The 22,354-nt window shown below is 69.0% G+C and carries 22 protein-coding genes; 12 read left to right on the plus strand and 10 right to left on the minus strand.

Going from position 1 to position 22,354, the window contains the following annotated elements; translation table 11 throughout:
* From ACZ7JA_RS09585 to ACZ7JA_RS09605, 5 genes are all read left to right on the plus strand, one after another.
* Nucleotides 1–531, plus strand: a complete 531-nt coding sequence (locus tag ACZ7JA_RS09585) for a low molecular weight protein-tyrosine-phosphatase (protein WP_351661670.1) — start codon at nt 1–3, stop codon at nt 529–531.
* The gene (locus ACZ7JA_RS09590; RefSeq protein WP_470807835.1) at nt 528–1,676 is read left to right on the plus strand and encodes a cystathionine gamma-lyase; all 1,149 of its coding nucleotides are present in this window, start codon (nt 528–530) and stop codon (nt 1,674–1,676) included. The genes ACZ7JA_RS09585 and ACZ7JA_RS09590 overlap by 4 nt, the downstream gene beginning before the upstream one ends.
* 216 nt (nt 1,677–1,892) lie before the next feature.
* Nucleotides 1,893–2,798, plus strand: a complete 906-nt coding sequence (locus ACZ7JA_RS09595) for a LysR family transcriptional regulator (RefSeq protein ID WP_351661676.1) — start codon at nt 1,893–1,895, stop codon at nt 2,796–2,798.
* A gap of 87 nt (nt 2,799–2,885) precedes the next feature.
* Entirely contained in the window at nt 2,886–3,368 is a 483-nt protein-coding gene (locus tag ACZ7JA_RS09600; protein WP_351661679.1) for an NUDIX hydrolase, read from the plus strand.
* A 149-nt stretch (nt 3,369–3,517) separates the two neighbouring features.
* Nucleotides 3,518–4,384: a GNAT family N-acetyltransferase gene (locus ACZ7JA_RS09605; RefSeq protein WP_470807836.1), complete on the plus strand. Its 867-nt coding sequence runs from the start codon at nt 3,518–3,520 to the stop codon at nt 4,382–4,384.
* Between the two features lie 53 nt (nt 4,385–4,437).
* On the opposite strand, the gene ACZ7JA_RS09610 is transcribed toward ACZ7JA_RS09605, so the two are convergent.
* On the minus strand, nt 4,438–4,857 hold the full coding sequence (locus ACZ7JA_RS09610) for a GlcG/HbpS family heme-binding protein (RefSeq protein WP_351661684.1): 420 nt from the start codon (nt 4,855–4,857) through the stop codon (nt 4,438–4,440).
* Between the two features lie 120 nt (nt 4,858–4,977).
* Complete coding sequence (locus tag ACZ7JA_RS09615) at nt 4,978–6,186, minus strand: MFS transporter (RefSeq protein WP_450742575.1); 1,209 nt, start codon at nt 6,184–6,186, stop codon at nt 4,978–4,980.
* A 142-nt stretch (nt 6,187–6,328) separates the two neighbouring features.
* On the opposite strand from ACZ7JA_RS09615, the gene ACZ7JA_RS09620 reads away from it, so the two are divergent.
* The gene (locus ACZ7JA_RS09620) at nt 6,329–6,787 is read left to right on the plus strand and encodes a MarR family winged helix-turn-helix transcriptional regulator (RefSeq protein WP_351661690.1); all 459 of its coding nucleotides are present in this window, start codon (nt 6,329–6,331) and stop codon (nt 6,785–6,787) included.
* 9 nt (nt 6,788–6,796) lie between these two features.
* Nucleotides 6,797–7,249, plus strand: coding sequence for a GNAT family N-acetyltransferase (locus ACZ7JA_RS09625; RefSeq protein ID WP_389300182.1), 453 nt, complete (start codon nt 6,797–6,799; stop codon nt 7,247–7,249).
* 56 nt (nt 7,250–7,305) lie between these two features.
* Here ACZ7JA_RS09625 and ACZ7JA_RS09630 read toward each other — a convergent pair whose 3' ends face one another.
* On the minus strand, nt 7,306–8,694 hold the full coding sequence (locus tag ACZ7JA_RS09630; RefSeq protein ID WP_470807837.1) for a serine hydrolase domain-containing protein: 1,389 nt from the start codon (nt 8,692–8,694) through the stop codon (nt 7,306–7,308).
* Nucleotides 8,695–8,779: 85 nt separating this feature from the next.
* A complete protein-coding gene (dnaB, locus tag ACZ7JA_RS09635) occupies nt 8,780–10,258 on the minus strand; it encodes a replicative DNA helicase (RefSeq protein WP_351661698.1) in 1,479 nt (492 codons plus the stop codon).
* A gap of 458 nt (nt 10,259–10,716) precedes the next feature.
* On the opposite strand from dnaB, the gene ACZ7JA_RS09640 reads away from it, so the two are divergent.
* Nucleotides 10,717–12,054 (plus strand): MATE family efflux transporter, encoded by a 1,338-nt coding sequence (locus ACZ7JA_RS09640; RefSeq protein ID WP_450748484.1) that lies wholly within the window; start codon nt 10,717–10,719, stop codon nt 12,052–12,054.
* 132 nt (nt 12,055–12,186) lie between these two features.
* Here ACZ7JA_RS09640 and rplI read toward each other — a convergent pair whose 3' ends face one another.
* The 4 genes from rplI to rpsF all read right to left on the minus strand — a co-directional run bounded on the left by rplI (nt 12,187) and on the right by rpsF (nt 13,880).
* A complete protein-coding gene (gene rplI, locus ACZ7JA_RS09645; protein WP_351661704.1) occupies nt 12,187–12,633 on the minus strand; it encodes a 50S ribosomal protein L9 in 447 nt (148 codons plus the stop codon).
* 18 nt (nt 12,634–12,651) lie between these two features.
* Entirely contained in the window at nt 12,652–12,888 is a 237-nt protein-coding gene (gene rpsR, locus ACZ7JA_RS09650) for a 30S ribosomal protein S18 (protein ID WP_003949403.1), read from the minus strand.
* A 40-nt stretch (nt 12,889–12,928) separates the two neighbouring features.
* Nucleotides 12,929–13,516, minus strand: coding sequence for a single-stranded DNA-binding protein (locus ACZ7JA_RS09655; protein ID WP_389300191.1), 588 nt, complete (start codon nt 13,514–13,516; stop codon nt 12,929–12,931).
* Nucleotides 13,517–13,589: 73 nt separating this feature from the next.
* Nucleotides 13,590–13,880, minus strand: coding sequence for a 30S ribosomal protein S6 (gene rpsF / locus ACZ7JA_RS09660; RefSeq protein WP_004985983.1), 291 nt, complete (start codon nt 13,878–13,880; stop codon nt 13,590–13,592).
* 283 nt (nt 13,881–14,163) lie between these two features.
* On the opposite strand from rpsF, the gene ACZ7JA_RS09665 reads away from it, so the two are divergent.
* From ACZ7JA_RS09665 to ACZ7JA_RS09675, 3 genes are all read left to right on the plus strand, one after another.
* Nucleotides 14,164–14,481 (plus strand): hypothetical protein, encoded by a 318-nt coding sequence (locus tag ACZ7JA_RS09665; RefSeq protein WP_351661711.1) that lies wholly within the window; start codon nt 14,164–14,166, stop codon nt 14,479–14,481.
* A gap of 174 nt (nt 14,482–14,655) precedes the next feature.
* On the plus strand, nt 14,656–15,777 hold the full coding sequence (locus ACZ7JA_RS09670) for a lipid II:glycine glycyltransferase FemX (protein WP_351661714.1): 1,122 nt from the start codon (nt 14,656–14,658) through the stop codon (nt 15,775–15,777).
* Between the two features lie 84 nt (nt 15,778–15,861).
* On the plus strand, nt 15,862–16,893 hold the full coding sequence (locus ACZ7JA_RS09675) for an alanine racemase (protein WP_351661717.1): 1,032 nt from the start codon (nt 15,862–15,864) through the stop codon (nt 16,891–16,893).
* A 96-nt stretch (nt 16,894–16,989) separates the two neighbouring features.
* Here the strand turns inward: ACZ7JA_RS09675 and ACZ7JA_RS09680 are convergent, their stop codons facing one another.
* Together ACZ7JA_RS09680 and ACZ7JA_RS09685 are read right to left on the minus strand one after the other, a co-directional pair.
* Nucleotides 16,990–18,522 carry a glycosyltransferase family 87 protein gene (locus tag ACZ7JA_RS09680; protein WP_351661719.1) on the minus strand — a complete coding sequence of 511 codons (1,533 nt, stop codon included), beginning with the start codon at nt 18,520–18,522 and terminating at the stop codon, nt 16,990–16,992.
* Between the two features lie 134 nt (nt 18,523–18,656).
* A complete protein-coding gene (locus tag ACZ7JA_RS09685; protein WP_470807838.1) occupies nt 18,657–20,924 on the minus strand; it encodes a transglycosylase domain-containing protein in 2,268 nt (755 codons plus the stop codon).
* A 717-nt stretch (nt 20,925–21,641) separates the two neighbouring features.
* On the opposite strand from ACZ7JA_RS09685, the gene ACZ7JA_RS09690 reads away from it, so the two are divergent.
* Nucleotides 21,642–22,325, plus strand: a complete 684-nt coding sequence (locus tag ACZ7JA_RS09690) for a PadR family transcriptional regulator (protein ID WP_351661724.1) — start codon at nt 21,642–21,644, stop codon at nt 22,323–22,325.
* Nucleotides 22,326–22,354 lie beyond the last annotated feature (29 nt).

Genomic DNA, 22,354 nt, shown 5'->3' on the forward strand with positions numbered 1-22,354 from the left:
ATGACCTACCGCGTCTGTTTCGTGTGCACCGGCAACATCTGCCGTTCCCCGATGGCCGAGTCCGTCTTCCGCGCGCGTGTGGCGGAGGCGGGCCTCGAGGACCTGGTGGAGATCGACAGCGCCGGCACCGGCGACTGGCACGAGGGCGAGGCCGCCGACCCGCGCACCGTCAGCGTCCTCGACGAGCGGGGCTACCGCAGCGAGCACGTCGCACGGCGGTTCCAGCCCGCCTGGTTCGCCCGCCTCGACCTGGTGATCGCCCTGGACACCGGCCACCTCAAGGCCCTGCGCCGCCTCGCGCCCACCGAGGCGGACGCTCGCAAGGTCCGTCTGCTGCGCTCCTACGCCCGCCCCTCCTCCGGCCGGCGCACCACGGCGGACGCTCCGGAGGACGCCTGCGACGACCTGGACGTGCCGGACCCGTACTACGGGGGCCCGGACGGCTTCCTGGAGTGCCTTGAGATGGTGGAGGAGGCGAGCACCGGTCTGCTCGCCGCCGTACGGGAACAACTGGAGGGACGGATCGCATGAGCGGATCCATCAAGGGCGCGGACCACACCGGCGACGGGACGCGCGCGGTACGGGCCGGACTGCCCGAGCCGGTCAAGCACGAGCCGACCCTGCCCGGGCCCGTGTTCGCCGCGCACTTCCACCTGCCGGGCGAGGTGACGGGACCGTACTCCTACGGCCGTGACGACAACCCCACCTGGACGAACCTGGAGCGCGCCATCGGCGAGCTGGAGGCACCGGGACGGGAGGACGTCGCGACGCTGGTGTTCGCGTCGGGCATGGCGGCGATCTCGGCGGTGCTGTTCTCCCAGCTGCGCGCCGGCGACGCGGTCGTCCTGCCCTCGGACGGCTACCAGGTGCTGCCGCTGGTCCGCGCCCAGCTGGAGGCCTACGGCGTCGAGGTGCGCACCGCGCCCACCGGTGGAGACGCCCAGCTCGAGGTCCTCGACGGCGCGCGGCTGCTGTGGATCGAGTCGCCCTCGAACCCGGGGCTCGACGTGTGCGACATCCGGCGGCTGGTGGAGGCCGCGCACGCGCGGGGCGCCCTGGTCGCCGTCGACAACACGCTCGCCACTCCGCTCGGCCAGCGTCCGCTGGAGCTGGGCGCCGACTTCTCCGTGGCCAGCGGTACCAAGCAGCTGACCGGCCACGGCGACGTCCTGCTGGGCTACGTCGCGGGACGCGACGACGAGGCGATGGCCGCCGTGCGCCGGTGGCGCAAGATCGTCGGAGCGATCACCGGGCCGATGGAGGCCTGGCTCGCCCACCGCTCCATCGCCACGCTCCAGCTGCGCGTCGACCGGCAGAACGCCACCGCGCTGGCGGTCGCCGAGGCCCTGCAACAGCGGCCCGAGGTCTCCGGGCTGCGCTATCCGGGGCTGCCCGACGACCCGTCGCACAAGGTCGCCTCGCAGCAGATGCGCCGCTACGGCTGTGTGGTCTCCTTCACACTGCCCACGCGCGCGCGTGCCGAGCGTTTCCTGGAGGCACTGCACCTGGTCGAGGACGCGACGAGCTTCGGCGGAGTGCGGTCCACCGCCGAGCGCCGCCGCCGCTGGGGCGGGGACGCGGTCTCCGAGGGCTTCATCCGCATGTCCGTCGGCGCGGAGGACCCCGAGGACCTGGTGGCGGACGTGCTGCGCGCGCTCGACGAGTCGGCCGAGTGAGCCGGTCAACGGCTGCGTTCCCAAGTCGGCAGACGGTCCGAGCCTCCCCCCTCGTGGCTCGGACCGTCCTCGGTTCTGCGCGCGAAGAACCGCGCGCACAAGGCTAGTTGACTCTCCGTCAGTGTCCAATCACGGTGGCGACAGAGACCTATCGACTTATTTATAGTTGGTGCCTGCCCGGGGGCCGGAAAAGGGCAGGGAAGGGGAGGGCGCGCCATGGACCTGGCCTTGCTGCGCACTTTCGTCACCGTGCACCGGGCCGGTTCCTTCACCCGCGCCGCGGCCCTGCTCGGCCTCTCCCAGCCGGCGGTCACCTCCCAGATCCGCACCCTGGAGCGGCAGGTGGGCCGCCCGCTGTTCCTGAGACAGGCCCGCGGGGTGACGCCGACGACCGTCGGCGACGAACTCGCGCACAAGGCCGCACCCCACCTCGACGCCCTGGTCGAGATAGCCGAGAGCGCCCCGGACGACGGGCCCTCGTTACGGACGCTGCATCTCGCCGGCCCGCCGGAGTTCACGGCCGAGCGTGCACTTCCCGCGCTGACCCGCCTGACCGGCGAGGACGGCCGGGGCTTCGCGCTCCGCGCCTCCTTCGGCACCGCGGAGGAGGCTCTGGAAGGGCTGGCCGCCGGACACCACGACCTGGCCATCAGCACCGCCCGACCGCGCGGCGCCCTGCTGACCGCGACCCCGCTCTGCGACGAGGAGCATGTGCTGGTCGCCGCTCCCCGCTGGGCCGACCGGATCGGCCCGGGAACGCTGCGCCTCAAGGGGGCGGTGGCCCTGAAGAACCTGCCCGTCGTGGAGGTCCACGAGTCACTGCCGTTCGTCTCGCGCTACTGGGCCTCCGTGTTCGACTCCCGTCCGGCCGCCTCGGGCAGGGTCATCGTTCCCGACCTGCGCGCCGTGCTCTCCTGCGCGATCGCGGGCGCGGGACTCGCGGTACTGCCCCGCTATCTGAGCGCCCCTGCCCTGGAAAGCGGCGAGATCACGACGCTGTACGACCCCGCGGTACCGCCGCTGCGCACCTACTTCCTGGCCGTGCGCACCGGATCGCTCGCCATGCCCCACATCGCCCGGGGACACGAGTGGCTGCAGCGAGCCGCGGCCGGCTGGGGCTGAGGCAGTCCGCCCGACTCCACGGCTCGCACACGAGCGGTGTCGAAGGCCTGATGTTTCACGTGGAACGAGCCGGGCCACATTCCCTCCATGACCGTCCGACCCGTGGTCAAGCGCACCGCTCGCGCCGTTCTGCTCGACGGTGACGACCTGATCCTGATCAAGCGCACCAAGCCCGGCATCGATCCCTACTGGGTCACCCCCGGTGGCGGAGTCGAAGCCGCGGACCCGACCGTCGTGGACGCCCTGCACCGAGAGGTGTACGAGGAACTCGGCGCCAAGATCACCGACGTCGTGCCCTGCTTCGTGGACACCGTGGAGCACATCGGCGAGGACGGCGGCGCGACCGGCGTGAAGGTGCAGCACTTCTTCGTCTGCCGGCTGGAGTCCATGGACCCGTCGCTGCGTCACGGCCCCGAGGTGGAGGAACCACTGGGCGAGTACGAGATCGTCCGTGTCCCCTTCACCCGGGTCGGCATCGCGTCCGTCCACCTCGTGCCGTTGTCCCTGAGGCATTACCTCGACGGCAATATCGAGGGGGTACGCGCCATGCACGCCCCCGACCTCGGATAGGAGGCACGGGCCCACGGTCCGAGAAAGTTTCACGTGAAACGCGGTGCTCACGCGGCCCCGCGTGAACGGGCCACGTCCTGGCCGAAAGCGTCCACGTCCGCAGGGAAACAAGTGGACGTACAGGGGGCTGGTCGGACAGCCTGACCTGCGTGCCGACTCCTTCACTCGCCACCCTGCCCGTCCGGCGTCTGACGCTCCACGATCTCTCCTCGTGCGCCGACCTGTCCGAGGACCGGGGGTGGCCACGCGAGGAACACAAGTGGGGCTTCCTCCTCACGGCAGGCAAGGGCTACGGCATCGACGACCCCGACGGCGGGCTCGTCGCCGCATGCGTCGTCACCGAGTACGGCTCCTGGGAGCGCTCGTCTCTCGGCGCCATCGGCATGGTCCTCGTTGCCGGACGCCACGCCCGGCAGGGCGTCGGACGCCGCTTGATGCGGCATGTCCTGTCACTCATGGACACCACTCCGCTGACCCTGTACGCCACGCCCTTCGGCCGTCCGCTCTATGAGGAGCTCGGTTTCAAGATGACGGGCCGGTCGGAGATGCTGAGAGGGCACTTCGCCCCCGGCGGCCCGGAGTGCCGGGTGGCGACACGGGCGGCCGTCGCCGAGGACCTGCCCGCGATGCTCCGGCTCGACCAAGAGGTGTTCGGCGCCGACCGCACGTCCCTCATCACCCGCCTCCCCTCCTTCGCCGACCAGCTCCGTGTGGCCGAGGAGGACGGCCGGATCATCGGCTACACGGCCGCGTGGCCCAACATGGACACCCATGTCGTCGGCCCGCTGATCGCCCGGGACACGGAGACGGCCATGGCTCTCATCACCTCGCTCGCGGCCCGCACGCACCGCCCGCTGCGCACCGACATCGACGTACGGCACGAGGAGCTGCTGTCCTGGGCCAGGGCACGGGGACTGGCTCCCGTGACCGTCAACGCCGTCATGACGTACGGCATCACGGACCTGCCGGGGGACTGGCGGCGTCGGTTCGCGCCGCTGACCGTGGCCGCGGGCTGAGCGCCGGCCCCCGCTCCGGTGCGAGGGCCGACGCCGCCGGGCGCGGAGACCGGTCAGACGAGCGCCGCAACGGCCGCCGCGGCGAACCCGTGGTCCTGCTCGGGTGCGCCGCCGCCGACGCCGATCGCGCCGATCAGACGGCCGTTCCGGTGGACGGGGAGACCGCCCGCGATGAAGAGCAGGGGCCGGTCGAGGGCGGTGGGCAGCGTGTGGAAGGGGCCGCCCGGCTGTACGGCGTCCACGAGGTCGGCGGTGGCCGCGTTGAGCTGGAGCGCCGTGTAGGCCTTGCGGGTGCTGGTCTCGCCGGAGATCAGCACCGCTCGGTCGTCCCGGCGGAAGGCGAGCAGGTGGCCGCCGGCGTCCAGGACGGTGACGCTGACGGTGACGCCGGCCTCTTCGGCCGCCCGGCGGGCCGTTGCGACGAGCAGCTCTGCGTCCTCGATGGTGAGGGTTGTGGCGGTGGTGGTGCTCATGGGGGGGCGTTCTCCTTGTGCGGTGGTGCGTGAGGTGAGGCCGCGCGGGCCGGGGCGCTGACGCGCCCCGTGCGCCGGGCGACGACCGGCTTCGGACTGCTGTCCGGCCGCCGGTTGGGTTCAGTGGTGGACCGGGGTCCGCTGCCCGGTGGGCGCCGCCGAGGAGATCACCGTGTCGTGCGGACTCTGGCGGCGCTCGAGCGCGGCCGAGAGCACGGCCAGGACCAGGGCGCTCGCGGCGAGGGCGGCACCGACCCAGTTGGGCGCGGTGTAGCCGAGGCCGGCCGCGATGACCATGCCGCCGAGCCAGGCGGAGAGTGCGTTGCCCAGGTTGAAGGCGCCGATGTTGACGGCCGACGCGAGCGTCGGGGCGCCGTGTGCCTGGTCGAGGACGCGCTTCTGCAGCGGCGGAACGGTCGCGAAGCCGAGGGCGCCGATCAGGGCGATGGTCACGGCGGCGGCGATCTTGTTGTGCGCGGTGAGTGTGAAGAGCGCGAGGACGACGGCCAGCGCGCCCAGGGAGACGTACAGCATCGGCATCAGCGCGCGGTCGGCGAACTTGCCGCCGATGAGGTTGCCGCCGACCATGCCGAGGCCGAACAGGACCAGCAGCCAGGTGACCGAGCCGTCGGCGAAGCCCGCGATGTGCGTCATCATCGGCGCGATGTAGGTGATGGCCGCGAAGACCCCGCCGAAGCCGAGGACGGTCATCGCCATGGCGAGCAGCACCTGGGCGTTCTTGAACGCGGCCAGCTCGTGGCGCAGGTGCACGCCCTCCGGCCGTGGCAGGTCCGGCACCAGCCGGGCGATGCCGGCCAGGCCGACGACGCCCAGGGCGGCGACGATGCCGAAGGTGAAGCGCCAGCCGACGTTCTGGCCGATCAGCGTGCCGAGCGGAACGCCGACGACGTTGGCGACGGTCAGGCCGGTGAACATCATGGCGATGGCTCCGGCCTTCTTGTGGGGGGCGACCAGTTCGGCCGCGACGACCGAGCCGATGCCGAAGAACGCGCCGTGGGCGAGGGACGCGATCACTCGTCCGATCAGCATGACCGCGAAGGCCGGGGCCACCGCGGAGAGCAGGTTGCCGACGATGAAGAGCCCCATGAGGAGCATCAGCATCCGCTTGCGGGGGACCTTGGTGCCGAGCACGGTCATCAGCGGTGCGCCGATCACCACGCCGAGGGCGTATCCGGTCACGAGCAGGCCGGCCGTGGGGATGGAGACCCCGAAGTCAGCCGCGACCTCAGGCAGCAGCCCCATGATCACGAACTCGGTCGTTCCGATTCCGAAGGCCCCGATCGCGAGGGCCAGAAGCGCGAGAGGCATGTGGAGTACACCCTTCCCAGACGATTGCAGGAGCGCTTTGCGTGCGTTCACAATAGTTGCAGACGCGGGCTATATGCAACCGCCGTCTATTGCGGAAATGCTCTACCCTGGATCCAGCCGCTCGGGACGGAGGAAGACGCCCATGACTGCGACGGACCCTGCGCTCACCGCCCTTGCCCAGGGCTGGTGCGCCCTCTCCCTGCTGCACGGGAGGATCGAGGCGCACATCGAGCGCGCCCTGCAGGCGAAGCACGACCTGAGCGTGCGCGAGTACTCCCTGCTCGACGTGCTCAGCCGCCAGCACGAGGGCGAGGGCGGCCATCTGCAAATGAAGCAGGTCGCCGACGCGGTCGTCCTCAGCCAGAGCGCCACCACTCGGCTGGTGACCCGTTTGGAGGACCGCGGTCTACTGGAGCGCTACCTGTGCCCCACCGACCGTCGTGGCATCTACACCAACGTCACGGAGACGGGCCTGCGCCTGCTGGACGAAGCGCGACCGACCAATGACGCCGCCCTCCGCGACGCTCTGGACGAGGCGGCCCGGAATCCCGAACTGGCCCCACTGGTGCGGGTCGTGGAGTCCCTGAACGTGCCCGCATAGGGTGCGGCCATGGGAGATCTTGAGATACGCGCGGCGACCGCGCCTGACGTGCCCGCGATCGTGGCCATGCTCGCCGACGATCCGCTCGGGGCCCAGCGCGAATCGCCCGACGACCTGTCGCCGTACCTGGCAGCCCTGGAACGGCTCACCGCGGATCCGAACCAGCGGCTCGTCGTCGCGGTACGCGAGACCCGGGTCGTCGGCACACTCCAGCTCACGATCATTCCCGGCCTCTCCCGCAAGGGAGCCACCCGCTCGATCATCGAAGGCGTGCGCATCCACGCCGACGAGCGAGGCAGCGGTCTGGGTACGCACCTCATCCAGTGGGCGATTGAAGAATCCCGGCGGGCGAACTGCCACTTGGTGCAGCTGACCTCCGACAACAGCCGCACCGACGCCCACCGCTTCTACGAGCGGCTCGGCTTCACCGCCTCCCACGTCGGCTTCAAGTTGCAGCTCTGAAAAGGCCGTTGGCGGGCGTTTCACGTGAAACACCCGCCAACGGCCGTCTTGTTCTGTCAGTCCGCGATCCCTCGCCAGCCAGCCGGATCCACTCCGCCGGGCACCCCGGCGCCGTCCTCATAGGGCTGCCGTGTGAACACGAACGATCCGAGGTCCAGATGGATCACGGACCCGTCCGGGCGCCGCACGGCACGCAGGATCTCTCCCGCGTAGTAACCCTCCAGTCCGGTCCAGGTGCCATCGCCGTTGGAACGGAAGCGCGCCCGCCGCCCGGCACCGGCCATCGGCCCCAGGGAGACGAGGCCGTCCGCCGTCACCCGCAGGGCGAAGGCATACGTTCCCCAGTACCACTGCCCGGCCAACTCAAGGACGGCCGGGTCGGCCACATCCAGCGGACGCCAAGGCGCGGGAATCCGGGGCTCGGCCTCCGCGACGATGCGCACGAGATCGGCGCCCACAGCTGACACCGCCGGACCGGACGTGCAGTTGGTCAGCACCACGGCCGCCACGTCGTCCTCCACGCTGATGCTGAGGTTCGCGAGGAACCCCGGCAGCGAGCCGGAGTGACCCACGATCAGCCGGCCGTCACGCCGCTGGATCTGCATGCCCAGGCCGTAGGCGGCGCCGTCGACGACGTCCGAGGTCTCCGCCGGGGCCGCGGGCGTGCGCATCTCCTGGACGGATGCCGCGCTCAGCACCCGGTCGTCTCCCCCGGCCAGGAAGGCGGCGAAGCGCGCCAGATCGGCCGTGGTGGACCAGAGCTGCCCGGCCGGCGCCATCCGGCCCAGATCCTCCAGAGGCTCGGGCAGCAGAGCGTCAGCCCATGGATGCACGGCCCAGCCACCGGCGTGCGGAGCCTGCGGCTGAGCACTGGTACGGGTCAGCCCCAGGGGTTCCAGCACCTCCCTGCCGAGCACATCCGTCCAGGCTGCACCCCGCAGTCGCTCCACCAGCGCACCGAGCAGGGTGTAGCCGGGATTGGAGTAGTGGTGCCGCCTGCCGACAGGATGCAGCACCGGCCGCTCTCCCAGGACATCGCTCAGCTCCGGACGCAGCGAACCGGGGGTCCGCTCCCACCAGGGCGCGGGTGACTCCGCCGCGAGACCACTGGTGTGCGCGAGCAGTTGGGCGACGGTCGCCTCCCCCGCGCCGGTGCCCGGCAGATGCTTCTCCAGCGGGTCGTTGAGGTCGAGCAGGCCCTCGTCGCGCAGCCGAAGTACCAGGACGGCGGTGAACGTCTTCGTGATCGAGCCGATCCTGTACTGCACGTTCTCGTCCGGCGCGTGCCCGTCGACCGAGGAGCGCGCACCGTGCCACACGGTCCGCCCGTCCCGTACGACCGCGGCGACCAGCGAGGGTGTCCGCCCTTCGGTCTGGGCGACGGCGATGCGATGCAGCAACGCCCGCCGCGTACCGGGGAGCAGCTCTTCCTGGGATGTCGTCATGCCCCCAGTTCAGCGGCTGTGCCGACGCACGTCGAGTCCATTTCACCGGCCCCGCGCGCGACGACCGCGCCCCATGAGCCGGCCGTCAGGTCTGGGCCATGTCCACGAAGCGTGAGTAGTGGCCCTGGAAGGCCACCGTGATCGTCGCCGTGGGGCCGTTTCGGTGCTTGGCCACGATCAGGTCGGCCTCGCCCGCACGCGGGGATTCCTTCTCGTACGCGTCCTCACGGTGCAGCAGGATGACCATGTCGGCGTCCTGCTCGATGGAGCCGGACTCACGCAGGTCGGAGACCATGGGCTTCTTGTCGGTGCGCTGTTCGGGGCCACGGTTGAGCTGGGAGAGCGCGATGACCGGGAGCTCCAGCTCCTTGGCGAGCAGCTTGAGGTTACGGGACATGTCCGAGACCTCCTGCTGACGGCTCTCGGCACGCTTGGAACCGCCGGACTGCATCAGCTGCAGATAGTCGATGACCACGAGCTTCAGGTCGTTGCGCTGCTTCAGCCGCCGGCACTTCGCCCGGATCTCCATCATCGACAGGTTCGGGGAGTCGTCGATGTAGAGCGGGGCGGCGGACACGTCCGGCATACGCCGGGCGAGCCGGGTCCAGTCCTCGTCCGTCATCGTGCCGGACCGCATGTGGTGCAGGGCCACGCGGGCCTCCGCCGACAGCAGTCGCATGGCGATCTCGTTGCGTCCCATTTCTAGGGAGAAGATGACGCTGGGGAGGTTGTTCTTGATCGAGGCCGCCCGGGCGAAGTCCAGCGCGAGCGTGGACTTACCCATGGCGGGGCGGGCCGCGATGACGATCATCTGACCCGGGTGCAGGCCGTTGGTCAGGGAGTCGAAGTCCGTGAACCCGGTCGGCACGCCGGTCATCTCGCCGCTGCGCGAGCCGATCGCCTCGATCTCGTCGAGGGCGCCCTCCATGATGTCCCCGAGCGGGAGGTAGTCCTCGCTGGTGCGCTGCTCGGTGACGGCGTAGATCTCGGCCTGGGCGCGGTTGACGATCTCGTCCACGTCGTCATCGGCCGCGTATCCCATCTGCGTGATGCGGGTGCCGGCCTCGACCAGGCGGCGCAGCACCGCGCGCTCGTGCACGATCTCCGCGTAGTACTCGGCGTTCGCCGCGGTCGGCACGGTCTGCACGAGGGTGTGCAGATAGGACGCCCCGCCCACCTTGTTGATCTCACCGCGCTTGGTGAGTTCGGCGGCGATGGTGATCGGGTCGGCCGGCTCGCCCTTGGCGTAGACGTCGAGGATCGCCTGGTAGATCGTCTCGTGCGCGGGCTTGTAGAAGTCGTGGCCCTTGAGGATCTCCACGACGTCGGCGATGGCGTCCTTGGACAGGAGCATGCCACCGAGGACGGACTGCTCGGCGTCCAGGTCCTGCGGAGGCAGCCGTTCGAAGGAGGAGCCCCCGCCGTCCCACCCACCGCTGTCCCGGCCCCGGTCGTGCTGTTCGTCACGGCCCCGGCCGCCGTCGCTCCGCCGACGGGAGGCCGGCAGACGATCACTGGGCCCGGCTTCGGCCCACGGATCGTCCAAGGGCTCGGAAATGCTCACCGAGCGACCTCCTCCCGTCCGCACGGCGGACCTAGCCGTGCCCTCTGTTGTACGGCACGACACTGACAAATAAGAGACCCAACTCCGGTTCTCACGCGTTCGTTTTGTGACGCTTCCCGGGTCGGAGGAAGGAGCGGGCGACGGACAACGTTAGGCCTGTCGGCAGCGTCAGCCAATCTGGTTATCCACAGGCCATGTGGACGACGGCCCAGATGCTGTGGAGAACTTCCCGAAACCTGTGCACGACCCGGTGGACAGCGTTGTGAACAAGCCCTCCCCACTCCGCGCTCCACCCCTCTGAACTGCGGATTTACCGTCCACCGGCTGTGCAGAAGAAAAACTTCCCCAGTCGGATCAAGATCGGTATGGATGGTCCGCACGGCCGCACGGCCCACAATCACAAGTAAGGGTCCAAAGCCGATTGCATCTCTTACCTGTGGACGATTAGATTGGTGCTCATGACACAGGCTCCCGCGATCCCCAAGGCCACCCGCCGCAGGCACGACCAGGAGATCATCGCGCTGGCCGTTCCGGCCTTCGGTGCGCTGGTCGCCGAGCCCCTTTTCGTGATGGCCGACAGCGCGATCATCGGCCACCTGGGAACCGCCCAGCTCGCCGGCCTGGGGGTGGCGTCGGCCCTCCTCACCACCGCCGTGAGCGTCTTCGTCTTCCTCGCGTACGCCACCACGGCCGCCGTGGCCCGACGGGTCGGCGCCGGCGATCTCCAGGCGGCCATCCGCCAGGGCATGGACGGCATATGGCTCGCGCTGCTCCTCGGTGCGGCGGTCATCGCCGCCGTCCTCCCCCTGGCCCCGGGCATCGTGGATCTGTTCGGCGCCTCGGCCACCGCGGCGCCGTTCGCCACGACATACCTGCGCATCTCCGCGCTCGGCATCCCGGCGATGCTGATCGTCCTGGCCGCTACCGGTGTACTGCGTGGCCTGCAGGACACCAGGACCCCCCTCTACGTCGCCATCGCGGGTTTCGTGGCCAACGCCGCGCTCAACGTGGGGCTCGTCTACGGCGCCGGACTGGGCATCGCCGGATCCGCCTGGGGCACCGTGATCGCCCAGTGCGGCATGGCGGCGGCCTACCTGATCGTGGTGGTGCGCGGAGCCCGGCGGCACGGGGCCTCGCTGCGACCGGACGCCGCCGGTATCCGGGCCTCCGCACAGGCCGGAGCACCACTGCTCGTCCGCACCCTGTCGTTGCGGGCGATTCTCATGATCGCCACAGCGGTCGCCGCACGCCTCGGCGATGCCGACATCGCCGCACACCAGATCATCCTGTCCCTGTGGAGTCTGCTGGCCTTCGCCCTCGACGCGATCGCCATCGCCGGCCAGGCCATCATCGGTCGCTACCTCGGGGCGAACGATTCCGAGGGCGCCCGGCTGGCCTGCCGTCGGATGGTCCAGTGGGGCGTCGCCACCGGCGTCGGGCTGGGGGTCCTCGTGGTGGCCGCCCGCCCCCTGTTCCTGCCGCTGTTCACCAGCGACTCCCTGGTCAAGGACACGGCACTGCCCGCGCTGCTGATGGTCGCCCTCTCGCAGCCCGTCTGCGGAATCGTGTTCATCCTGGACGGAGTCCTGATGGGCGCCGGAGACGGCCCTTATCTGGCCGGTGCCATGGTCGTCACCCTGGCGGTCTTCGCGCCGGCGGCGCTGCTCGTGCCCGCACTCGGCGGCGGCCTCACCGCCCTCTGGGCAGCCATGACCCTGATGATGACGGTCCGCATGATCACTTTGTGGTTGCGGACCCGCTCGGGTCGCTGGATCGTGACGGGCGCGACCCGCTGAACGGATCAGCCGGCTCGCGTGGATCCGGTTTCACGTGAAACAGGACCGCACCGCGACAAGCCACGCGTCATACGAAGAGGGGCCACCCCGATGGGGTGGCCCCTCTCTCAGCTGTTCAAGCCGAGCGCGGCGTTACGCCGAGACAACCTCGATGCTGACCTTGGCGGCAACCTCGGGGTGCAGACGCACGGACGTCTCGTGGGCGCCCAGGGTCTTGATCGGCGCACCCAGCTCGATGCGGCGCTTGTCGACCTCGGGGCCACCGGAAGCCTTGATCGCGGAAGCGACGTCGGCCGGGGTGACGGAACCGAAGAGACGACCGGCGTCGCCCGAACGGACGGCCAGACGCACCTTGACGCCCTCGAGCTGGGCCTTCACAGCGTTGGCCTGCTCGATGGTCTGGATCTCGTGGATCTTGCGAGCGCGACGGATCTGCTCGACGTCCTTCTCGCCACCCTTGGTCCAGCGGATAGCGAACTTCCGCGGGATCAGGTAGTTGCGAGCGTAGCCGTCCTTGACGTCGACGACGTCGCCGGCGGCACCGAGGCCGGACACCTCGTGGGTGAGGATGATCTTCATTAGTCGGTCACCCTTCCCTTAGCGCGCGGTGGACGTGTAGGGCAGCAGCGCCATCTCACGGCTGTTCTTCACGGCCGTGGCGACGTCACGCTGGTGCTGCGTGCAGTTGCCGGTCACGCGGCGGGCACGGATCTTGCCGCGGTCGGAAATGAACTTCCGCAGCATGTTCGTGTCCTTGTAGTCCACGTACGTGACCTTGTCCTTGCAGAAAGCGCAGACCTTCTTCTTAGGCTTGCGCACAGGCGGCTTCGCCATGATGTTTCTCCTGTGTGATCAAGAAGTGGGGATACGAGCCCTAGAAGGGGGGCTCGTCCGAGTAGCCGCCACCGCCGCCGGAGCCGCCGCCCCAGCCGCCGCCGCCCTGGTTGCCACCGGCGGGAGCGCCGGTCGCCCACGGGTCGTCGGCAGGAGCGCCGCCCTGCTGACCGCCCTGCTGGCCGCCGCCGGAGCCGCCGCCCCAGCCGCCGCCACCCTGGCCGCCACCGCCGCTGTAACCGCCCTGGCCACCGCGTGCGCCACCGGAGGTCTTGGTGACCTTCGCCGTGGCGTTGCGCAGGCTGGCGCCGACTTCCTCGACGTCCAGTTCGTAGACCGTGCGCTTGACGCCCTCACGGTCCTCATAGGACCGCTGCTTCAGCCGGCCCTGCACGATGACGCGCATGCCTCGCTGGAGCGACTCGGCGACGTTCTCCGCCGCCTGGCGCCAGACCGAGCAGGTCAGGAACAGGCTCTCGCCGTCCTTCCACTCGTTCGTCTGGCGGTCGAAGGTGCGGGGAGTGGACGCGACGCGGAACTTCGCGACCGCCGCACCGGACGGGGTGAAGCGCAGCTCGGGGTCGTCGACAAGATTGCCGACTACCGTGATGACGGTCTCGCCTGCCATGGGGAACCTCTCGGCGGGTTTGCTGCTGGCTGCTTGCTGCTACTCGAATCCCGAGATCAGCTGAGCGGGTGGCTCAGTGGGTCTCGGGACGGAGGACCTTGGTCCGGAGGACCGACTCGTTCAGGTTCATCTGGCGGTCGAGCTCCTTGACGACCGCAGGCTCGGCCTGCAGGTCGATGACCGAGTAGATGCCCTCGGGCTTCTTCTTGATCTCGTACGAGAGACGACGACGGCCCCAGGTGTCGACCTTCTCAACCTTGCCGCCGCCATCGCGGACGACGGACAGGAAGTTCTCGATCAGCGGGGAGACAGCGCGCTCCTCGAGATCGGGGTCGAGGATGACCATCACCTCGTAGTGACGCATGTGGAACCCACCTCCTTTGGACTCAGCGGCCACGGTCGTTCCGTGGCAGGAGGGTCGTGATGCGTACGCAACGGTATCGGCCGCCACTGACAATCGACGGGGATCCAGGGATCCCGCAGTGCGGCCGCAGATATTTCTGGCAGGCCTGGGCAGACACCGGTGCAGACGGTACAGACTACCTGCACACCCGCTTCCGGTTGAAATCCGGCGGTGAGCACCGTCAGTCTGTACACATCGGGTGTGTATGGCGCTACGGTGCGCCGCGATCCGCAGGAGGTGCCCCATGGCACAGCAGGCATTGCGACCCAACACCGCCGGATCCCTCTTCGCCACGGACGGCAAGCCCCATCCCCTCCAGGACGCCCTCATGGCGGTGACCCTGGTTCTGGGCGTGCTGGCCTTCATCACGTCCTTCTTCTCCGGTCTCCACCTGATCGCTTCCTGGGCGGGCCTGGTGGGACTCGTGATCGGGGCCTACGGCCAGTGGATCTCGGTGACGACGCGTGAACGGTTCGGCCTGATCCTGGGTCTGGGCGCCTCCGGCGTCGGCTTCATGCTCGGCATGGCGAACGGCGGACTGTTCGGCGGACTCGTCGGCTGAGCCCGCCGGCCTCGACACCCCGCTGACACACCGCGCGGACGCCCCGGCGAGCGACAGGCCGGGGCGAAGGTGGTGTGCGCCCAGTCAGGGTGGTCGTAAGGCGCAGTAGGCTTCGGCGCGTGAGCCGGAGCCCCTGAACCCATGGGGACACACCAGCCCGAGGAGCGCCCCGACATGAGCCTGACCCTGAGGACCATCAGCCGCGAGCAACATCTGGCCTACATCCAGAGCCTGCCGTCGGCGAGCCACATGCAGGTCCCGGCCTGGGCCGACGTGAAGGCGGAGTGGCGCTCGGAGCACCTCGGCTGGTTCGACGAGCGCACCGGCGACATGGTCGGCGCGGGCCTGGTCCTCTACCGCCAGCTCCCCAAGATCAAGCGCTACCTCGCCTACCTCCCCGAGGGCCCGGTCATCAACTGGTTCGCGCCGAATCTGGACGACTGGATCCAGCCGATGCTGGCCCACCTCAAGCAGCAGGGCGCCTTCTCCGTGAAGATGGGCCCGCCGGTGATCATCCGCCGCTGGAACGCGGAGACCATCAAGAAGGGCATCCAGAGCCCGGACGTGAAGCGCCTGCGCGACATGGAGGCCGACTTCATCGAGCCGCGCGCCTTCGAGGTGGCCGACAAGCTGCGCCGCATGGGCTGGCAGCAGGGCGAGGACGGCGGCGCCGGCTTCGGCGACGTCCAGCCCCGCTACGTCTTCCAGGTGCCGCTGGCGAATCGTTCCCTGGAGGACGTGCACAAGAACTTCAACCAGCTGTGGCGCCGCAACATCAAGAAGGCCGAGAAGGCCGGCGTCGAGGTCGTCCAGGGCGGTTACCAGGACCTCGCCGAGTGGCAGCGGCTGTACGAGATCACGGCCGTGCGCGACCACTTCCGGCCCCGCCCGCTGTCGTACTTCCAGCGCATGTGGACGGCCCTCAACACCGAGGACCCCAACCGCATGCGGCTGTACTTCGCCCGCCACAACGGCGTGAACCTGTCGGCCGCGACCATGCTGATCGTCGGCGGCCACGTCTGGTACTCCTACGGCGCCTCCGACAACATCGGCCGTGAGGTCCGGCCCTCGAACGCGATGCAGTGGCGGATGCTGCGCGACGCCTACGCGCTCGGTGCCACCGTCTACGACCTGCGCGGCATCTCGGACTCGCTGGACGAGACGGACCACCTGTTCGGCCTGATCCAGTTCAAGGTCGGCACCGGCGGCCAGGCCGCGGAGTACCTCGGCGAGTGGGACTTCCCGCTGAACAAGCTGCTCCACAAGGCGCTCGACATCTACATGTCGCGCCGCTGAGCGCGGGACGTTTGATTCCATAGCCTTCACAGCTCTCCACCCCACTGACATACGGCAGCCACGAGAAAGGGTCCGGGTCCGGCCATGGCGCTCACGCTTTACGTCGACACCGCGCGCTGGCGGGCGCACCACAAGCACGTGCAGGAGCAGTTCCCGGGCCTCGTCCCGGTCTGCAAGGGCAACGGCTACGGCTTCGGACACGAACGGCTGTCGGAGGAGGCCACCCGGCTCGGCTCGGACATCCTCGCCGTCGGCACCACGTACGAGGCCGCGCGCATCAAGGACTTCTTCGGCGGCGACCTGCTGGTGCTGACGCCGTACCGGCGCGGCGAGGAGCCCGTTCCGCTGCCGGACCGGGTGATCCGTTCGGTGTCGTCGGTCGACGGCGTGTACGGCCTCGTGGGCGCGCGCGTCGTCATCGAGGTGATGTCCTCGATGAAGCGGCACGGCATCAGTGAGCAGGACCTGCCGCAGCTGCACTCCGCCATAGAGAACGTCCGGCTGGAGGGCTTCGCCATCCACCTGCCGCTGGACCGCACCGACGGCTCGGACGCCGTCGAGGAGGTCATCGGCTGGATGGACCGGCTCCGCGCGGCCCGGCTGCCGCTGCACACGATGTTCGTGAGCCACCTCAAGGCCGATGAACTGGCGCGGCTGCAGCAGCAGTTCCCGCAGACCCGGTTCCGCGCCCGCATCGGCACGCGGCTCTGGCTGGGGGACCACGACGCCACCGAGTACCGCGGCGCGGTCCTGGACGTCACCCGGGTGGCCAAGGGCGACCGCTTCGGCTACCGGCAGCAGAAGGCGGCCTCGGACGGCTTCCTGGTGGTCGTGGCGGGCGGTACGTCGCACGGGGTGGGTCTGGAGGCCCCTAAGGCGCTGCACGGCGTCATGCCGCGCGCCAAGGGCGTCGCACGGGCCGGCCTGGCCACGGTCAACCGGAACCTGTCCCCGTTCGTCTGGGGCGGCAAGCAGCGCTGGTTCGCCGAGCCGCCGCACATGCAGGTGTCGATCCTCTTCGTCCCCTCGGACGCCCCGGAGCCGAAGGTGGGCGACGAGCTGGTGGCCCATCTGCGCCACACCACAACGCAGTTCGACCGAATCGTGGACCGTTAGGCCGGACCGCCGGACGACACGGGCCCCGAACCAGGAAGGCCGTACACGCATGGCGCGTGTACGGCCTTCTTCCTGCTCATCCAGGCACCGGTTCGCTCAGAGCGAACGCTCCCCGTTCGGCGGCGGGCCCGCCCGTCCCCAGTCCACCTGGGGCGCGTCGAAGTGGGCGGCGTGGCGCGGGGGATGAGCTGCGGCGCCCAGCACGAAGACGTCCTCGGCGCCGTCGAGTACTCCGCCCGAGGGGTCGTCGTCGCCTGAGCGGCGCACCACGTCCCGCTCGGGCATCAGGATGTCCCGCACGACGACGGCGCACAGGTAGAGCGTGCCGAGCAGGTGCACCGCGATCACCCAGTCGTACCCCAGCGTGGGCAGTCCCTTGTGAGCGTCCCCGCTGGTCGTGTAGGCGAGGTAGAACCAGATGCCCAGGAAGTACGCCACCTCGCAGGCCTGCCAGATCAGGAAGTCCCGCCATCTGGGCCGGGCGAGGACGGCCAGCGGCACCAGCCACAGGACGTACTGCGGGGAGTAGACCTTGTTGGTCAGGATGAAGACCGCGACGATCAGGAAGGCCAGCTGGGCGAAGCGCGGCCGGCGCGGGGCGGTCAGCGTCAGCGCGGCGATGCCCAGGGAGCACAGTGCCATCAGAACGACGGCGGCGTTGTTCACGAAGTCGGTGGAGGGCGGGTTGCTCGAGTTCTGCGCCCAGATCAGCCAGAGCGATCCGAAGTCGACGCCCCGGTCGTGGCTGAACGTGTAGAACTTCGACCACCCCTCGAAGGCGAAGAGCATCACCGGCAGGTTCACCACCAGCCAGGCGACGGCCGCACCGCCCACGGCCCGGAAGAACTCCCGCCACTTGCCGGCCCGCCAGCACAGCACCAGCAGAGGGCCCAGGAGAAGGATCGGGTAGAGCTTGGCGGCGGTGGCGAGCCCCAGGAGAACACCGAAGGCCAGTGAGCGGCCCCGCGACCACATCAGCATCGCGGCGGCCGTCAGGGCCACCGCGAGCAGGTCCCAGTTGATGGTGGCGGTCAGGGCGGCCGCGGGGGCCAGAGCGACCAGCAGTCCGTCCCAGGGGCGCCGCGCATGGGTGCGGGTCACGCAGACGGCGACGACGGCCGCGCACGCCATCAGCAGTCCGGCGTTGACGAACCAGTACCACTGCTCCTGGTGCTGAATGCCGCCGCTGCCCGGAGTGAGCCAGGAGGCGACCTCCATGAACACGCCGGTCAGCACCGGGTACTCGAGGTAGTCCATGTCGCCCGGGAGCCGGTCGAAGTACGGCACCAGCCCGTCGGCGAATCCGCGTCCCTGGTAGAGGTGGGGGATGTCCGAGTAGCAGGCGTGGGTGTACTGCGAACTCGCACCGAAGAACCAGGCGCTCTGGTAGCAGGGCGCCTTCTGCACCAGGCCGAGGGCGAACATACCGATCGCCACGAGCACGATGATCCGCAGCGGGGTCCACCAGGTCGTCCCGAGCAGTGCGCGCTGGCCGATCGGCCCGCCGATCAGCTCGCTCCCGGCCGCGGCGACCTCGTCCTCACGGGTCGGCCGCACCGGCTCCGCGCCGACGGGCCGTACGGGCTCGGGCTCGTGCACGCCCGCGGGCGTCATCTCTGCACTGGGCATGGGGCACATCCTGCCGTACGAGTCTGGGTGTACGCCGAGGGCCGCCGCACCTGGTGAGTGCGACGGCCCCATGTTTCACGTGAAACGTGCTTGGCGGTCGATATGGCCACCAATCGGTCAGACCGACCGGTGGGCTAGCCGTTCTGGCCCGAGAAGAGGCCTCCGTTGCCATTGCCTCTGGTGTTGCCGGTCCCGGTCGTGTCCGTGACCGTGGGCGTGGGCGTGGATCCTCCGCCGCCCGTTCCACCTGTGTCCGTGCCACCGTTGCTGCCGTTGCAGTTGTTGCCCCAGCCCCACTGGCAGGTGTCGCTGGGCGACGGAGACGGGGACGGGGACGTGAGGCTCGGCGACGGACTCGGCGAGTCGCTCGGCGTCTGGCTCGGCGTGATGGTGACCGACGGGGTCGGGGAGGGCGCGCCGGCTTCGTCGTGGACCTTGCCGATCCTGAACGCGTCCGGGAAGCCCGGGTCGTTCGCGCTCTTCAGTGCGGCCCTCATGTACTCGGTCCACACCTGCGTCGGGATGTCACCACCGTGGATGGAGTCCTTGCCCGCGGTGCCGTTCATGGAGAGCAGCTTGTGGTTCTTGGGGTTCTCTCGGAACATCGCCACCGAGGTCGACAGCTGCTGGGTGTAACCGACGAACCACGCCGACTTGTTCTTGTCGGTGGTACCGGTCTTGCCCGCCGCCGTACGGCCCAGGGCCTTGGCGTTCTGGGCCGTACCGTTCTGGATCACGTTCTGCAGGACGTCCGTGACGTTGTTGGCGATGTTCGACTCCATCGCCTGCTTGACCTTGGGCTTGGAGAAGCCGGGCTGATCCACGCCGTCCTTCTTGACGGCGGTCACCGAGTACGGGTCCGCCTGCTTGCCCGACGCGGCGAAGGTCGCGTAGGCGTCGGCCATACGGATCGCGCTGGGGGTGGAGGTACCGATGGCGAACGACGGGTTGAGGTCCACCGACATGCTCTGGTCGAGGATGCCGGCCGAGCGGGCGACATCGCGGACGTGTGACATGCCGACATCGACGCCCAACTGCACGAAGGGCGTGTTGATGGACTGCTCCATCGCCTTGCGCAGGGTGATGTAGCCCCACGGGTGCGGGCTCTCGTTCTTCTGGAAGAAGAACGAGTTGTCCTTGTTGAGGTAGTACGACCCGTCCGGCTTCTTCACCTTGAGGTGGTCGTTGCCGTTGTACTTGCTCAGCGGGGAAATTCCCTCGCCGTTGGAGTCGTACGTGCCGTACTGCATGGCCGCTGCCAGCACGAACGGCTTCCACGTCGAACCGACGGGGACACCCTGGGTGTCGGCGTTGTTCGTGAAGTGGCCGTTCTCGTAGCCGTCACCGCCGTACAGGGCGACGATCGCACCGTCTTCGGGAACCACCGAGGCCGCACCGAACTGGACGTACTTGTCGAGCGCGCGCTTCGGGTTCAGCCGCTCCTTCTGGATCTTCTTCACCGCGGCGCTCAGAGCGTTGACCTTGTCCTTCTTGAAGGTCGTGTAGATCTGGTAGCCACCCTGGTCGAACTGCTGCTCAGAGATGTTCGAGTGGTTCAGGACGTACTTCTTCGCCGTGTCGGCCAGGTAGCTGATCTGGCCGGTCATGCCCTTGGTCGCCTTGCGGTCCTGGGGCATGGGGTACCTCTTGATGGCGTCCTGGTACTGGACGTCGGTGAGGTGCTTGTCCTTGTGCATCTCGCCCAGGATCCAGGCCCACCGGGCCTTGGACCGCTGGAGATTGGCGTCGGCCGTCGCAGACTTGTCGAGGCTCTCGTTGCCCGCCGGGTCGTAGTACGTCGCTCCCTTGAGCAGCGCGGCGAGGAAGGCGCACTCGCTGGGCTTCAGGTCGACGGCGTCCTTGTTGTAGTAGGTCCGCGCGGCGGCCTGGATCCCGTAGGCGCCACGGCCGTAGTACGAGGTGTTGAGGTAGCCCTGCAGAATCTGCGGCTTCTTGAGCTTCGTCCCCACCTTGATGGAGATGAACATCTCCTTGAACTTGCGGGTGACGGTCTGGTCCTGGCTGAGGTACGTGTTCTTGACGTACTGCTGGGTGATCGTCGAACCACCCTGCGTCTGACCGCCGCGCGCCATGTTGGCCAGAGCCCGCGCGATACCCATGGGGTCGACGCCCGAGTCCTGGTAGAAGCTCTTGTTCTCGGCCGAGATCACCGCGTACTGCATGGCCTCGGGGATCTTGTCGATGGTGACGTTCTGACGGTTCACGCCCGTGCCCGTCGCGACCATCTGCGACCCGTCGGCCCAGTAGTAGACGTTGTTCTGGGACTTGGCCGCGTCGTTCTCATTGGGGATGGAGACCATCGCGTAACCCACACCGACCATGGCCACCAGGCTGCCGACGAGGCCGATGAACAGTCCGGTGACGAGTTTCCAGGAAGGCACCCAGCGGTGCCATCCGTCCTGGTTGTGCCGTGGGTAGTCGATGAAACGCTTCTTGGCGGGCGCGGCCGGACGGCCTCTGCCGCGTCCGGGCCCGGCCGGTTCGGCGCCCCTGCGCCGGCCGCCGCCTCGCTGCGCGGCCCGGCGGGCCTCGGCACGGCTGCCGTAGGTGCGCTCCTCACCCCCTGAGCCATAGGACTCCGACCCATAGGAACTGGACCCATAGGAGTCGGCAGAGGACCCGGTGGCGCCTCGCGGTGCCGCACGGCGGCCGGAGGCCGAGCCGGACTGGCCGCGTCGGGCCGCGGCACGTCCGCCTCCCTGCGGCTGCGGCGGTTTGCGACGGTGCTCGCTCATCGAACGACTACTCCTCGGGCAGGCGCACCCTTGCGCGCCTGGAAACGGCGGCTGGTTTCCGGTCCCCCCGAAGTACGGATGTGGTCGGTTCCGCATTCACCCGTACTGCTCCAGGGACGAGGACGCCCCCAGACGTCACTCGGTTCCCGGTGATGTGCATGCCGCACAGACTACGCACCGCCAAAACCCGCCGAGGACCGAAGTTCACCCCAAAACAGGCAACTTGCCTCCTACGAATCGGTGATGTGATCCCGTTCACCGTCCTCCCTCTTGTCGCGTGCGGAAGGCCGTTCTATCGTCGTGATGTATCGAGTCGATACATCAGTGTGAGATAAAGACGCGGTGGACCGAGAGGAGGCGATCATGAGCCGGCGTTCCGGCATCCTTGAGTTCGCCGTCCTCGGCCTGCTGCGCGAGTCCCCGATGCACGGCTATGAGCTGCGCAAACGACTCAACACGTCACTGGGTGTGTTCCGGGCGTTCAGCTACGGGACCCTGTACCCCTGTCTCAAGACGCTGCTCGCCAACGGCTGGTTGATCGAGGAACCGGGCAGCACCCACGAGGACGCCCTGGCCGCTCCCCTCACCGGGCGCCGCGCCAAGATCGTCTACCGGTTGACGGCAGAAGGTAAGGAGCACTTCGAGGAGCTGCTTTCGCAGACCGGTCCCGACGCGTACGAGGACGAGCACTTCGCCGCACGGTTCGCCTTCTTCGGGCAGACCTCGCGCGATGTGCGCATGCGCGTACTGGAGGGCCGGCGCAGCCGCCTGGAGGAGCGTCTCGAGAAGATGCACGCCTCCCTGGCGCGCACCAGGGAGCGCCTCGACGACTACACGCTTGAGCTCCAGCGCCACGGAATGGAGTCCGTGGAGCGCGAAGTGCGCTGGCTGAACGAGCTCATCGAGAGCGAGCGGGCCGGGCGGGACCTGAAGGGTCCCGCGTCCGGGGGCGCCGCTCAGCAGGACACCACCACTGGATCGACGGGCGGCCTGCCCCGGACCGGAGAGAACTTCGGTACGGATACGCCCGGCGACACCGCCACGTGAGTCCCACTCAGGGCCTCACTCGTACACAC

It is taken from the genome of Streptomyces sp. NPDC038135 (assembly GCF_055601245.1).

Bases quoted from the DNA above. Each gene is read 5' to 3' on its own strand.
- ACZ7JA_RS09680 (WP_351661719.1), bottom strand. From the start codon at position 18,522: ATGCCCAGTGCAGAGATGACGCCCGCGGGCGTGCACGAGCCCGAGCCC.
- ACZ7JA_RS09655 (WP_389300191.1), bottom strand. From the start codon at position 13,516: ATGGCAGGCGAGACCGTCATCACGGTAGTCGGCAATCTTGTCGACGAC.
- ACZ7JA_RS09595 (WP_351661676.1), top strand. From the start codon at position 1,893: ATGGACCTGGCCTTGCTGCGCACTTTCGTCACCGTGCACCGGGCCGGT.
- ACZ7JA_RS09670 (WP_351661714.1), top strand. From the start codon at position 14,656: ATGAGCCTGACCCTGAGGACCATCAGCCGCGAGCAACATCTGGCCTAC.
- ACZ7JA_RS09625 (WP_389300182.1), top strand. From the start codon at position 6,797: ATGGGAGATCTTGAGATACGCGCGGCGACCGCGCCTGACGTGCCCGCG.
- ACZ7JA_RS09585 (WP_351661670.1), top strand. From the start codon at position 1: ATGACCTACCGCGTCTGTTTCGTGTGCACCGGCAACATCTGCCGTTCC.
- rpsR (WP_003949403.1), bottom strand. From the start codon at position 12,888: ATGGCGAAGCCGCCTGTGCGCAAGCCTAAGAAGAAGGTCTGCGCTTTC.
- ACZ7JA_RS09640 (WP_450748484.1), top strand. From the start codon at position 10,717: ATGACACAGGCTCCCGCGATCCCCAAGGCCACCCGCCGCAGGCACGAC.
- ACZ7JA_RS09590 (WP_470807835.1), top strand. From the start codon at position 528: ATGAGCGGATCCATCAAGGGCGCGGACCACACCGGCGACGGGACGCGC.
- rplI (WP_351661704.1), bottom strand. From the start codon at position 12,633: ATGAAGATCATCCTCACCCACGAGGTGTCCGGCCTCGGTGCCGCCGGC.
- ACZ7JA_RS09610 (WP_351661684.1), bottom strand. From the start codon at position 4,857: ATGAGCACCACCACCGCCACAACCCTCACCATCGAGGACGCAGAGCTG.
- ACZ7JA_RS09690 (WP_351661724.1), top strand. From the start codon at position 21,642: ATGAGCCGGCGTTCCGGCATCCTTGAGTTCGCCGTCCTCGGCCTGCTG.
- ACZ7JA_RS09620 (WP_351661690.1), top strand. From the start codon at position 6,329: ATGACTGCGACGGACCCTGCGCTCACCGCCCTTGCCCAGGGCTGGTGC.
- ACZ7JA_RS09600 (WP_351661679.1), top strand. From the start codon at position 2,886: ATGACCGTCCGACCCGTGGTCAAGCGCACCGCTCGCGCCGTTCTGCTC.
- ACZ7JA_RS09665 (WP_351661711.1), top strand. From the start codon at position 14,164: ATGGCACAGCAGGCATTGCGACCCAACACCGCCGGATCCCTCTTCGCC.
- ACZ7JA_RS09630 (WP_470807837.1), bottom strand. From the start codon at position 8,694: ATGACGACATCCCAGGAAGAGCTGCTCCCCGGTACGCGGCGGGCGTTG.
- rpsF (WP_004985983.1), bottom strand. From the start codon at position 13,880: ATGCGTCACTACGAGGTGATGGTCATCCTCGACCCCGATCTCGAGGAG.
- ACZ7JA_RS09675 (WP_351661717.1), top strand. From the start codon at position 15,862: ATGGCGCTCACGCTTTACGTCGACACCGCGCGCTGGCGGGCGCACCAC.
- ACZ7JA_RS09615 (WP_450742575.1), bottom strand. From the start codon at position 6,186: ATGCCTCTCGCGCTTCTGGCCCTCGCGATCGGGGCCTTCGGAATCGGA.